This is a genomic window from Amycolatopsis roodepoortensis (genome assembly GCF_024628825.1).
Classification (GTDB): Bacteria; Actinomycetota; Actinomycetes; order Mycobacteriales; family Pseudonocardiaceae; genus Amycolatopsis; species Amycolatopsis roodepoortensis.
Map to the genome: position 1 here is coordinate 8,543,720 of NZ_CP102415.1, position 12,828 is coordinate 8,556,547.

General features: G+C 68.5%; 8 protein-coding genes. 3 read left to right on the forward strand and 5 right to left on the reverse strand.

Going from position 1 to position 12,828, the window contains the following annotated elements:
* The first annotated feature begins 40 nt into the window (after nucleotides 1–40).
* Nucleotides 41–2,197 carry an excinuclease ABC subunit UvrB gene (gene uvrB, locus NQK81_RS41105; RefSeq protein WP_306856014.1) on the forward strand — a complete coding sequence of 719 codons (2,157 nt, stop codon included), beginning with the start codon at nucleotides 41–43 and terminating at the stop codon, nucleotides 2,195–2,197.
* A gap of 229 nt (nucleotides 2,198–2,426) precedes the next feature.
* Here the strand turns inward: uvrB and NQK81_RS41110 are convergent, their stop codons facing one another.
* The 5 genes from NQK81_RS41110 to NQK81_RS41130 all read right to left on the reverse strand — a co-directional run bounded on the left by NQK81_RS41110 (nucleotide 2,427) and on the right by NQK81_RS41130 (nucleotide 9,266).
* Nucleotides 2,427–3,836, reverse strand: a complete 1,410-nt coding sequence (locus NQK81_RS41110; RefSeq protein WP_257485802.1) for a S28 family serine protease — start codon at nucleotides 3,834–3,836, stop codon at nucleotides 2,427–2,429.
* Nucleotides 3,837–3,905: 69 nt separating this feature from the next.
* Nucleotides 3,906–4,682 carry an enoyl-CoA hydratase/isomerase family protein gene (locus tag NQK81_RS41115; RefSeq protein ID WP_126734107.1) on the reverse strand — a complete coding sequence of 259 codons (777 nt, stop codon included), beginning with the start codon at nucleotides 4,680–4,682 and terminating at the stop codon, nucleotides 3,906–3,908.
* Nucleotides 4,683–4,724: 42 nt separating this feature from the next.
* Nucleotides 4,725–5,147 (reverse strand): hypothetical protein, encoded by a 423-nt coding sequence (locus NQK81_RS41120; protein ID WP_126734106.1) that lies wholly within the window; start codon nucleotides 5,145–5,147, stop codon nucleotides 4,725–4,727.
* Between the two features lie 257 nt (nucleotides 5,148–5,404).
* Nucleotides 5,405–6,364, reverse strand: coding sequence for an ABC transporter permease (locus NQK81_RS41125; protein ID WP_052121043.1), 960 nt, complete (start codon nucleotides 6,362–6,364; stop codon nucleotides 5,405–5,407).
* Nucleotides 6,357–9,266, reverse strand: coding sequence for an alpha/beta fold hydrolase (locus tag NQK81_RS41130; protein ID WP_371878930.1), 2,910 nt, complete (start codon nucleotides 9,264–9,266; stop codon nucleotides 6,357–6,359). Before NQK81_RS41130 ends, NQK81_RS41125 begins: the two co-directional genes overlap by 8 nt.
* A gap of 319 nt (nucleotides 9,267–9,585) precedes the next feature.
* Here NQK81_RS41130 and NQK81_RS41135 point away from each other — a divergent pair, with 319 nt between their 5' ends.
* Together NQK81_RS41135 and NQK81_RS41140 are read left to right on the forward strand one after the other, a co-directional pair.
* Complete coding sequence (locus tag NQK81_RS41135) at nucleotides 9,586–10,560, forward strand: TerC family protein (RefSeq protein ID WP_126734103.1); 975 nt, start codon at nucleotides 9,586–9,588, stop codon at nucleotides 10,558–10,560.
* Nucleotides 10,561–10,590: 30 nt separating this feature from the next.
* On the forward strand, nucleotides 10,591–12,552 hold the full coding sequence (locus NQK81_RS41140) for a S9 family peptidase (protein ID WP_257485804.1): 1,962 nt from the start codon (nucleotides 10,591–10,593) through the stop codon (nucleotides 12,550–12,552).
* The last annotated feature ends 276 nt before the right edge of the window (nucleotides 12,553–12,828 follow it).

Sequence of the window (12,828 nt, forward strand, 5' to 3'; positions counted from 1 at the left end):
GAAACGGAAACTGTCGGACCCAGCGCTTACTCTGGTTCTCGTGGCTTTCGCAACCGAACACCCCGTGCTCGCCCAGTCGGACTTCCGCCCCGTCACGGACATCCCCCGGACAGGCGGCCGATTCGAGGTGGTCAGCGACTACAAACCCGCCGGTGACCAGCCGGCGGCCATCGACGAGCTCGAACGCAGGATCAACGCGGGCGAGAAGGACGTCGTGCTGCTCGGCGCCACGGGTACCGGCAAGTCGGCGACGACGGCCTGGCTGATCGAGCGCGTCCAGCGCCCGACGCTGGTGATGGCGCCGAACAAGACGCTCGCCGCGCAGCTGGCGAACGAGCTGAGGGAGCTGTTCCCGCACAACGCGGTCGAATACTTCGTCAGTTACTACGACTACTACCAGCCCGAGGCGTACATCGCGCAGACGGACACCTACATCGAGAAGGACTCGTCGATCAACGACGACGTCGAGCGGCTGCGGCACTCGGCGACGATGAACCTGCTGTCCCGGCGCGACGTCATCGTGGTCGCGAGTGTCTCGTGCATCTACGGTCTGGGCACCCCGCAGTCGTACCTCGACCGGTCGACGAAGCTGAAGGTCGGCGAGCAGCTCGACCGGGACGTCTTCCTCCGCGCGCTGGTGGACGTGCAGTACACCCGTAACGACATCGCCTTCGCGCGCGGCACCTTCCGCGCCCGCGGCGACACGGTCGAGATCATCCCGGCGTACGAGGAGCTGGCCATCCGTGTCGAGTTCTTCGGCGACGAGATCGAAAAGCTGTACTACCTGCACCCGCTCACCGGCGACATCGTCAAGGAGGTCGACGAGGTCCGCATCTTCCCGGCCACCCACTACGTGGCGGGCCCGGAGCGGATGGAGAAGGCCATCCGCGGTATCGAGGCCGAGCTCGAGGAGCGGCTGGCCGAGCTGGAGAAGCAGGGCAAACTACTCGAGGCCCAGCGGCTGCGGATGCGCACCGCCTACGACATCGAGATGATGCGCCAGGTCGGGTTCTGCTCCGGTATCGAGAACTACTCGCGGCATATCGACGGCCGCGGCGCCGGCTCCGCGCCCGCGACCCTCATCGACTACTTCCCGGAAGACTTCCTGCTGGTCATCGACGAGTCGCACCAGACGGTCCCGCAGATCGGCGGCATGTTCGAAGGCGACATGTCGCGGAAGCGGAACCTGGTCGACTTCGGGTTCCGGCTGCCCAGCGCGGTCGACAACCGGCCGCTGACCTGGGAGGAGTTCACCGACCGGATCGGACAGACGGTCTACCTGTCGGCGACTCCGGGGCCGTACGAGATGGGGCAGGCCGGCGGCGAGTTCGTCGAGCAGGTCATCCGGCCGACCGGCCTGGTCGACCCGAAGGTGGTCGTGAAGCCCACCGAGGGCCAGATCGACGACCTGGTGCACGAGATCCGCGAGCGGGCCGAGAAGGACGAGCGCGTCCTCGTCACCACCCTCACCAAGAAGATGGCCGAGGACCTCACCGACTACCTGCTGGAGCTGGGCATCCGGGTGCGATACCTGCACTCCGAGGTGGACACGCTGCGCCGGGTCGAGCTGCTGCGGCAGCTGCGCGCCGGCGATTACGACGTGCTGGTCGGCATCAACCTCCTTCGTGAAGGTCTCGACCTGCCCGAGGTCTCGCTGGTCGCGATCCTCGACGCGGACAAGGAGGGCTTCCTCCGCAGTGGCACGTCGCTGATCCAGACGATCGGCCGCGCCGCCCGTAACGTCTCGGGCGAGGTGCACATGTACGCGGACAAGATCACGGACTCGATGCAGCACGCCATCGACGAGACCGATCGCCGCCGTGCCAAGCAGGTCGCCTACAACAAGGAGCGCGGCGTCGACCCGCAGCCCCTGCGGAAGAAGATCGCCGACATCCTGGACCGCGTCTACAGCGAGGCCGAGGACACGGAGTCCGTCGCCGTCGGCGGTTCGGGCCGGAACTCTTCGCGCGGCAAGAAGCCCGAGCAGGGCGACCGCGTGCGCAGCTCCGGGATGCTCGCCGACAAGGACGTCGCCGGGATGCCGCGCGCCGAGCTGGCGGATCTCATCCAGCAGATGACCGACCAGATGATGCAGGCCGCGCGCGACCTGCAGTTCGAGCTGGCCGCCCGGCTGCGGGACGAGGTCGCGGACCTCAAGAAGGAGCTCCGGGGCATGGACGCGGCCGGCATCAAGTAGCCGCACGGCCTCGCGGGCGGTAAGGGCGGCTCTGACCGTCCTTGCCGCTCACGAGGCCCAGCTCCGGCGATGTCTCGTGACTGACCGGACGACACGCGTGATCCGGCGGACGACACGCGTGACTGGATGGACGGCACGACTGCGGCCGGGTTCGGCCACGTGCCGTCCGTCTGATCACGCGTGTCGTCCGGTCAATCACGCGTGTCGTCCACCGGATCACGACGGCGGGTCAGAGCCGACGGCGCTCCAGCATGGTCAGGTCGGCGTCGAAGTCCGGGAATCCGGCCGGGGCCGAACGCGTGCTGACGCCCGGCGAGACCGGAGGCAGACCCGCCCACCGCCGCACGGTGTTCGTCGCTTCGGCGGCCTGGGCCGCGGGAAGCTGCGAGATCCGGGCGCCGTGGTTCCCGCCCGGCACCGTGTAGCTGTAGGAATCCTTCGTGCCGAAGCCGAGTTTGAACGGCTCCGCGCTCCACGGGTCGTTCTCGCCGTTGACGAACATCAGCCGCTTCCCCTGGGACTTCACCCAGAAGTCGATGTCCGGCATCGCCAGATGGTCGAACCGCGGGATGTCGACCGAATCCGGCACGAACGTCCGCGACACGTTGGAGCCCGGGTAGCGCAGCAGATCCCGCAGATAGCCTTCGTAGGACTCGGGGGCGCCGAGCTGGTAGGCCGCCTGGAAGTAGTACGGGACGTAGACCTCGAGGTTCTGGTCGGAGTAGGTGTTGAGGCTCTCGACGCGTTCGAACCAGGCATAGATCTCCGCCGCCGGGGCGCCCGCCTTCGGGATCGTCGCGCAGTCCGACTGCCTCTGGTATTGCCAGAAGGCGAAGTACGAGTCGATCACGGAGATCTCCAGCGACACGTCCGCCGAGCCGACGGTCTTGAACGTGTAGCCGTTCTTGGCCGCGTCGGCGGCGGCGAGCGCCGTGAACTCCGGACGCCGGGTCAGCACGTCACGCTGGATCGCCTTCAGCGCCGAACGGCAGGCCGGATCGTCGCCGACGTTCGCCAGGAACCGGTTGTAGCGGTCATGCGAGTTGATGACGTCGTTGGGCGCGACGTACGGGATCGTCGCGTCGACGTCGTCCGGGAAAAACCTACGGAAGTAGGTCGCCGTCATACCGCCCTTGCTGCCTCCGGTCGCGAGCCACTTGCCCGGATAGATCCGCTTGAACGCCTCGACGGCGCGGTGCTGGTCGGCGGCGGCCTGCCAGATCGTCAGCTGCTTGCCCCAGTCCGGGTGGTCCGGCCGCGAGGGCGTGAAGAACCGATATTCCATGGACAGCTGGTTGCCGTCGACGATCTGTGTCGGCTCCGAGCGGTTGGGCGATTGCGAGACGTTGTACCCGCTCGTGTACACCACCGTTGGCGACCGGAATTCCTTGTGCAGCAACGTGAACCGCTGCTGGAAGGTGCCGCGGTCCGGCCTGCGGTGGTCGACGGGCTGGGTGTAGGCGAGTTTGAAGAACCGATATCCGGTCGGCGCCGGGTTCTCCGAGACGACGGTCAGCCCGGGGACCCGCCCGAGCGCTTCCTCGATGTCGCCGGGTGCCGCCTGCGCGGCCGGGGCGAGCCCGGCCAAGGCGAGAACGGTGATCGCCAGAACCGGCCACGCGGCCGTGAGCTTCCGCATCCATGCCCTCCCCATCGGGACCTGTTGAGCTGTCGGATACTCACAGAGTCACCGCCGGTGGGCAATCGCCTATCCGGTCGAGCCGCCGCGCAACACCCGGTCGACATAGGCCTTGATCGCCGCGGTGGCTTCGGGTGAACTCCACAGTTCGAGGACGTGGGCGTCGTCGCCGGTACGGTGTTCGGCGATCCGCTCGTGGAACGGCCGGTGCAGCTGCGCCTTCGTGTGCGCGTACGCGGCCGCCGGGATCTCGGCGAGCTTCCTGGCCACCTCCACCGCCCGCCCGACGACGTTCTCGGGCGCGGTCACCTCGTTCACCAGGCCGAGCCGGAGCGCGTCCGCGGGCAGGTGGGTCTCGCCGAGGAAGGCGAGTTCGGCGAGGACGTCGGCCCCGAACCCGGACCGCAGGATCTCCAGCGCCGCCAACGGGAACGGCACGCCGACGAGCAGCTCGGTGATCCCGATCCGGCCGGGGCCGTCGGCGAGGACACGGCGGTCGCAGGCGGCGGCGAGCACCGCCCCGCCGGCGATCGCGTGCCCGTTGACGGCCGCGACCACCGGGCCGGGGAAGCCGAAGACCGAGAGGAACGCGTCCGACAGCGCGGGCAGGAAGTCCTCGATGTAGTCAGCGCCGCCGTCGTGCACTCGCCGCAGGTCGACACCCGCCGAGAAGATCCCGCCGGTGCCGGTCAGCACGACCCCGCGACAATCGCTCAGCTGCACGTCTTCGAGCCGGAGCGTCAGTTCCCGGCAGAACTCGGTGTCGAGGGTGTTCGCCTTGCCGTGCTGGAGGGTGACGACGGCGATCCCGCCTTCGTCGTCCACGCGGATCGAGGAGGTGGCCATGGCCCGACCGTACCCGAGCCCGCGAGGATCTACAGTGGACCGCTAATCCCTGAGCCGCACGGTGACCGTCGGGCTGAAGGACCGCTTGCGGTTCCAGCCGGTCTCGGCGCCGATGCTGAGCTGGATGGCGCGGTCGGCGGGTGCCCAGTAGCCGGTGCGCACGAAGTAGGCGTCCATCGAACACAGCCTGGCGCAGGACTTGCGGTTGCAGATGGTCTCCCAGCCCCACTGCCTGCCGCTCTCCTCGACGCCGTTGCGCCGGACGAAAAGATGCGGATTGCCGATTTCGCGGCAGTAGGCGCTGCCCTCGGAGATGTAGAGGACCCCGTCGATCTTGTAGAACCGATTGTTGTCGAGAAGCGTCACCTGGCCCGAGACGGCGAATCCGACCCGGCCGCCCTTGCCGGTGCTCATGGTCCAATCAAGAGAGAATTCCTGGACCGGGGTCTCGACTGACTGGGTCATGGTGACATCCCCGCTTTCCGCTCGCGTCGGCACCTTTCCACTGAAGATAAGGATTTCCCGGAGGGGTCCGAAGATGAATTCGAGGTTTTCACCCAATGAGTCGATGATCGGAAAATCGATGTTCTCATGCGCATGAAACACCGGTTACCGGCGCTAATGGGTGAAGGTCGCCACGGCCAGTGAAAACCGGGGCCCACCAGGGAAGAGGATTTCGTCTTCCCGGTGGACCCCGGTGATTTTCCGGTACGGAATCGCTCTCAGCTGGTGATGTCCTTCGTCGCGAACCGGCGGCCTGCCAGAAGGAAGAACACCGTGCCGTACAACGCCGCGGACAGCATGCCGTTGGCCATGTTCGTCCAGTCGATGTCGGTCGAGATCAGATCCATCCACGAGAACGCGAAATGCGTCGGAAGGTAGTCACGCAGCCCTTCCAGCGCGGTGATCTGGTCGAGGATCTGCGAAACGATCGCGACGATCACCGCCCCGCCGACGGCGCCCAGCGGGGCGTCGGTGGCGACCGAGAGCAGCATCGCCAGACCGGCCACCCACGCCAGCTGCAGGATGATGTAGATCGTCGCGAGCCCCATGGCGACGAGGCTGTCGCCGAACGACACCGCGTCCCCGGTCGGGCTGATCGCGTCGCCCGCGCCGTACCAGATCACGCCGACCACCAGCGAGACCAGCGGCAACAGGATCAGCGCGACCGCGGAGAGGATGCCGGAGACGATCGCCTTCTGCCGCAGCACCCGATGCCGGGGGACCGGCATCGCGAGCAGGTACTTCAGGCTCGACCACGACGCCTCGCTCGCGATCGTGTCGCCGTAGAACAACGCCACGATCATCGGGAGCAGGAACGTCCCGGACACGAACAGCGCGAGCACCACGAAGTTCGGCGCGCTCGCGGTGGCGAGGTCGACGAAGCCGCCGCTGCGGCGGTTCGGGTTGGCCTGCCCGATCTCGAACGCGATCACCAGGATGAACGGCAGCAGCGCGACGAACCCCAGCATCAGCTGGGTCCGCCGCCGCTTGAGCTGCCGTTTCAGCTCGACGCCGAGCCGCAGCGTCCGGTCGGCGCGGTAACCCGCCACCGCCCCGTCGGGGCCGACCTCGGTCGGTTCGTGCGACGCGACCTCGGTCAGCTCCAGCAGGGCCGCCGGATCGGTGTGCACGCCGTGATCCGCCCGGGTCGCCGGGCCGGAACCATTGGTCTTACTCACCCTTCGAGTCCTCTCCGACCAGCTGCAGGAACGCGTCTTCCAGACGGCGCCGCGGCCCGGCCTGCTCGACCGCGACCCCGGCCCGCACCAGGGCGGCGACCGCCTCGGCGCGCGCGAGACCGTCGAGATCCGCGTGGACGAGTTCGCCGTCGACGTCGACGCCGGAAACACCGCCGACCTTCCGCAGCGCTTCGGCCGCTTCGGCGGGCTTGTCGACGCGGAACGTCGCCTCGCCGCTGGACGCGGCCAGTTCGCCGACCTCACCCGAGGCGACCAGCATGCCGCGGTGCATCACGACCACGTGCGTACAGGTCTGCTCGACCTCGGCCAGCAGGTGGCTCGAGACCACCACGGTGCGCCCGGTCGCCGCGTAGCGCTGGAGCACCTCGCGCATCTGGTGGATCTGTGGCGGGTCGAGCCCGTTGGTCGGTTCGTCGAGCACCATGAGCTCCGGCAGGCCGAGCATCGCCTGCGCGATCGCGAGCCGTTGCCGCATGCCCTGGCTGTAGGTGCGGACCCGCCGGTTCACCGCGTCGCCGAGCCCGGCGATCTCCAGTGCCTCGGCGAAATGCGCCTTGTCCCTCGGACGGCCCGTGCTCGCCCAGTACAGCTCCAGGTTCTCCTTGCCGGACAGGTGCGGCAGGAAGCCGGAACCCTCCACAAAGGACCCGATCCGGGACAGGACCGGCGCGCCGGGCGCGATCAGGTGGCCGAATACGCGGATGGTGCCCGCGGTCGGCGTGATGAGTCCCATCAGCATGCGCAGGGTGGTCGTCTTGCCCGCGCCGTTCGGCCCGAGCAGGCCGAGCACCTGACCGGGTTCGACGCGGAACGACAGATCCTTCACCGCGACGAACCCGCCCGCGTACGCCTTGCGCAGACCTTCGATCACCAGCGGCGTCTTCGCCAGGCTCTCGTCGACGTCGTGCGCGCGGCGGCGGCGGAAGGCGGCGATCACGGTGATCGCGATCCCCGCGAGCAGCGTTCCGGCGATCCCGAGCAGCTGCGCGGTGGGCGCGCCCGCGCCGACCGAGGTGCCGGGGACGACCGGCACGCCGAGCCGTCCGCCGTCCGCCAGCCCGATGCGGAACACGGCGGGCTCGACCGGCGTCGAGAACGCCTGATCGGTCGTGCCGACGACCAGCCGCAGCGTGTGCCCTGCCTCCAAGGGCCGCACGATGCCCGGCAGCGTCACGGTCACCTCGACCGGGCTGCCGTCGGCGGGCAGGCCCGAGACGCGGAAGGGGGCGACGGCGTTGGCCGGAAGCGTGCGGACACCTTCCGAGTTGACGTCGTAGAGCTTCGCGAACAGGACGGCTTCCCTTTGCGGAGCCGCGGCGGACGGATCCGCCGAGATCTGGAGCCGGACCGTCGACGAACCGGCCGCGATCGTCTGCGTGTCGAGCGGCGGCGTCGCGAACTGCGCCGCCTGCCCCGGCGGGTCCAGGCTGAACAGTCCGGAAAGGCGGGACGAACCCGCCACCGCGCCGTTCAGCCCGGGGATCCCGCTCACCGCGGCGGGGTTGCCGCCGGCGGGGCGCACGACCGGCTGGGCCGGACCCGCCAGGGTGAACTGCCGCCGCTCGGTGGCGTCCCCGGTCGCTCCCGGGTACGCCGGTGCGGTGACGGTCCTGACCGAGGGGGCGCCGTTCGCCCGCAGCGTGCCCTGGATGTCGTAACTGAACCCGGTGCCGGGATCGGTGCCCTGCCCGGTGAGGGAGAACTTGAGGAAGTCGGCGATCTGCGCGCGCAATTTCTGCCCGGGCTTCCCGCCGTCGTGGCCGCCGGTGTACCAGATCGTGCGGACCTTGCCGCCCGCCGCGGTGATCTGCCGGGCGGTCGCGTCGGACTGGTCCAGCCCGAACAGCGTGTCGCTTTCGCCCTGCACCAGCAGGGTCGGCACGGTGATCTTGTCCGTCACGGACGCGGGGGAGACCCGGCGGAGCAGATCGACGGTCTTCTGGCTCGCCTTCCCCGTGGTGGCGAGCTCGGTGTAGGCCTGGCAGACCTCGGCGGTGAACCGTCCACAAGGGTCGGCCGGGCCCGCCGGTGGCCGCTGCCCGTTCTGGCCGCCGAGCGGCAGTGACTGCGCCGCGGCACCCGCCGCGCCCGTGCCCTGTGCCGCACCGGATTCGCTCGTCTCGTCACCCGCTTCGGGCGCGTCATTGGCGGGGGAGCCGCTCTGCGCCGCGCCGGAACCGGCGGAGAAGAAGATGCCCGCCCACGACTTCTTGAAGACGCCGTCGGCGGTGAACGCGCCGGCGGCCGGAGTCGTGGCGTTCGGCGCGGCCGGTGCGGCGGCGTTCGGGAACAGGCCCTGCGCGAGATCGTTGTAGGTGATCACCGGCGCGATCGCGTCGACCCGCTTGTCGGTCCCGGCGAGCAGCAGCGAAAGCGCGCCACCGTAGGAAGCGCCGGACACGGCCACCTTCGGGTCGCCGTTCTCTTTGAGGACCTCGGGCCGGGCGGTCAGTCCGTCGATCAGCTTCTTGGCGTCGGCGACCTCGCGGTCGGGGTCGTTCAGCGCGATCTTCCCGGTGCTGCGGCCGAAACCGCGTGCGGACCAGGTCAGCACGACGAAACCCTTGCCGGCGAGTTCGCGGGCCTCGGCGGCGACACTGTTCTTGTCACCGCCGAAACCGTGGGCGAGCAGGACGGCCGGAGCCGGGGTCTGTTCGGGCAGGTAAGTGGTCGTGTCGATCTTCACGACCTCGGACGAGCCCGGCGTTTCGGGCAGGTCGAGGGTCGCGTCCTGGGTTTCGACCGCGGACGGCGCGGGTTCGCTGTTCGTCCACACGACGGCCGCGGCGGCCAGGACCACCACGACCGCGGCGAGCGCGGTGAGCTTCGCGCTTCGCGTGCGAGGGAGCGGGATTCGGGGCACGGAACGACCGTATTTCACCGAAGCTGAGAACCGCTTCTCCGGCACACACAGACCACACAAGCGTGACGTTAGGCCGCCACCGGAACGGGTACTCAAGGAGTGAGAAGAGGTGGATGTGACGGGAGTTACGCCATCATCTTGGTGACAAGGGCAACCTTAACTGGCGTCATGCGTACAGACAGGTCAAACTGGACCAGCTGTGAGGGGAGTATTCCTTCGCGGCGGTGTCGTCAGCACGGTGGTCTTCGCAGGCCCCCGGCACCGTCGGCCGGTTTTCGTACCGGCGGAAGAGACCTCCGGTTAGTTGCTGCTGTGCACTTTCCGGAGGGTTGGTTACATGTCTGTTCCCCTGTGGCTATGGATCGCCACGGTCGGTGGCCTGCTCGCGCTCATCGCGCTGGACCTGGTCATCGTCGATCGCAAGCCACATGAGGTCACCACCGGCGAGGCCGCCAGGTGGGTCATCTTCTACATCGCCGTGGCCATCGCGTTCGGTGTCGGCGTCTGGGTCTTCGCCGGGCACGACTTCGGTGTCCAGTTCTTCACCGGGTACATCACCGAGTACTCGCTGAGCGTCGACAACCTGTTCATCTTCATGATCATCATGACGTCGTTCAAGGTGCCCGCGATCCACCAGCACCGGGTGCTGCTGATCGGCATCCTGCTCGCGCTCGCCATGCGCAGCGTGTTCATCGCCGTGGGCGCCGCGCTGATCGCGCAGTTCGTCTGGGTCTTCTTCCTCTTCGGCGCCGTCCTCGTCTGGACCGCGGTCAGCATGGTCCGCAACAAGGACGAAGAAGAGGAATACGAGGAGAACGCGCTCACCCGCTGGGTGCGCAAGCTCTTCCCGGTCACCGAAGAGTGGCACGGGCACAAGTCCTTCGTGAAGAAGGACGGCAAGCGCTGGATCACCCCGATGTTCCTGGTGATCGTCGCGATCGGCAGCGCGGACCTGCTGTTCGCGGTCGACTCGATCCCCGCGATCTTCGGTATCACGCAGGAGGCCTTCCTGGTCTTCACCGCCAACGCGTTCGCGCTGATGGGTCTGCGCCAGCTGTACTTCCTGCTCGGTGGCCTGGTCACCAAGCTGGTGTACCTGTCCTACGGCCTCGCGGTGATCCTCGCCTTCATCGGCGCCAAGCTGTTCCTGCACGCGCTGCACGAGTACCACGTCGTCCCGGACTGGCTGGACATCAACAACTGGGTCTCCCTGGGCGTCATCGTCGTGGTCCTGACCGTGACGACGGTGGCCAGCCTCGCGAAGGCGAAGAAGCTGGAAGCCGCTGAGCGGGAATCTTCGATCAGTAGTTAGAACTGCTAAGGATCGGGTACCGTCGGGGCCGTGCGTCCCGTTGACATCGAAGCCCTGACGGTCCCCGGCATCCTCACGCTGCGCGGCGACCTGCTGCTCACCGCGGTGAGCAGGCCTGATCTGAAGACGAACGGCTACCGCGGCGCCCTGCGCAGGGTCGACCTGGGTGGCGGCGGAGAGAGCGCCTGGACCCACGGGGTCAAGGACTCCGCCCCCGCCATCTCGCCGGACGGCCGATGGGTCGCGTTCCTCCGGGCCGGAGAGGGCTCCGGGCGCGAGGCCAAGCCGCAGGTGCACGTGATGCCTGCGGCCGGCGGCGACGCGAAGCGGATCACCAGCCTGCCCCTCGGCGCGGGCTCCCCGGTCTGGGCACCCGATTCCCGCCGGATCGCCTTCGTCGCCCGTGTGCCCGAACCCGGCCGGTACGGCACCGAGAACGCGGACGGCGAAACCCCGGAGCCGGGCGAAGAAGCGCCGCGGCACATCAAGAACCTCTTCTACCGCGTCGACGACGTGGGTTTCCTCAACGACCGTCCACGGCGTCTGTTCGTCGTGGACGCCGTCGCCGCGCTGGACGAGGAGCCGCCCGCCGAGCTCACGCCGCTGACCGACGACCGGGCCGACGTCGACCATCCTTCTTGGACGGCCGACGGCGAGCAGATCCTGTTCACCGCCCCGCGTGACTGGGCCGCCGAGGACACCGTCCGTTCGGACGTCTACGCCATGCCCGCGGGCGGTGGCGAACCCCGGCCACTGGTCCGGTCCCTGGGCACCGCGGACCGGCCCATCGCCGCTCCGGACGGTTCGATCCTGTTCTACGGCAACGAATTCCCCGGTATGGAAGACGTCGCCCGCAACACCGGGCTCTGGCAGGCGCCGTGGCCCTCCGGTGACGAGCCTTCGTCACCGCGCCGGCTGACCGACGTCGAAACGGTGGACTGCGACCACGCGGCCAGTCCTCCGGTCGTCGTCGGCGACGAGGTCCTCGTCGTGGTCAGCAATCGCGGTGCCGCGGAGCTGCGTGCCGTTCCCCTCGACGCCGAACTCGCCGAGCTGAAGTCCCTGCGCCGCCTCGCCGGTGAACGCACCGCGGTGAAGTCGTTCGCCGTCGACGGCGAACGGATCGTCGCGGTGATCGGGACACCCGAGAGTTCCGGTGACGTCGTGCTGCTTTCCGGCGGCGAACAGCGTGTGCTCACCGACTACTCGAAGGCGTTGCGGGACACCGGGATCCTGCCGCTGGAGGAACTGGACGCGACCGCCCCGGACGGCTATCCGGTCCACGGCTGGGTCGTCCGGCCCGAAGGGGACGGGCCGCATCCCGTGGTCCTGATGGTCCACGGTGGACCGTTCGCGGCGTACGAATGGAAGGTCTTCGACGAGGCGCAGGTGCTCGCCGACGCGGGCTACGCCGTCGTTCTCGGCAACCCGCGCGGTTCCGCCGGCTACGGCGAAAGCCACGGCCGGAGCATCGTCCACGGACTCGGCACCGTGGACGCGGACGATCTGCTGGCACTGCTGGACGAAGCGCTCAAGCTGCCGAATCTGGACGGCGACCGCGTCGGCGTGATGGGCGGCTCGTACGGCGGGTTCATGACGAGCTGGCTCGCCGCGCACCACGGCGGCCGGTTCCGCGCCGCGTGGAGCGAGCGCGCGGTCAACGCCTGGGACTCGTTCGTCGGCAGTTCCGACATCGGCTGGTTCTTCGCCGGGGGCTACGCCGGCGACGACATCGAAGAACAGCGCAAGCGCAGCCCGCTGACGTACGCGGGGAAGATCGACATCCCGTTCATGGTCGTGCACTCCGAGCAGGACTGGCGATGCCCGCTGGAGCAGGCGCAGCGGATGTACGTGGCGCTGCGGCAGAACGGCGTCGCGGCCGAATTCCTGCTGTTCCCCGGTGAGGGACACGAACTCACCCGGTCCGGGCTGCCGCGGCACCGGGTGCAGCGGTTCGACGCCGTGCTGGAGTGGTGGGGACGCCACCTCTGAACCTCGTGAGTGGTGAGGACGGTTCTAACCGTCCTCACCACTCACGAGGGCAGGAGCATGGCCGGGGTTGCGAAAGCCACTTTCGCAACCTTCAACGTTGCGAAAGTGGCTTTCGCAACGTCGGCCGTGGCCGGGCCTGGCACTGCCCTGGTGATCATGTCGCGAAAGCCACTTTCGAGACGTCTGATGTCCCGAAAGTGGCTTTCGCGACACCGGCTCCAGATTCCTCAGGCCTTCATGGGGCCGGGCGACACCCTCGGCTGGAGCCGTCCTTGC

What these genes read in the sequence shown, in the direction of transcription:
- NQK81_RS41110 (WP_257485802.1), bottom strand. Translation starts at nt 3,836, where the DNA reads ATGCGGAAGCTCACGGCCGCGTGGCCGGTTCTGGCGATCACCGTTCTC.
- NQK81_RS41115 (WP_126734107.1), bottom strand. Translation starts at nt 4,682, where the DNA reads ATGGCCACCTCCTCGATCCGCGTGGACGACGAAGGCGGGATCGCCGTC.
- NQK81_RS41120 (WP_126734106.1), bottom strand. Translation starts at nt 5,147, where the DNA reads ATGACCCAGTCAGTCGAGACCCCGGTCCAGGAATTCTCTCTTGATTGG.
- NQK81_RS41135 (WP_126734103.1), top strand. Translation starts at nt 9,586, where the DNA reads ATGTCTGTTCCCCTGTGGCTATGGATCGCCACGGTCGGTGGCCTGCTC.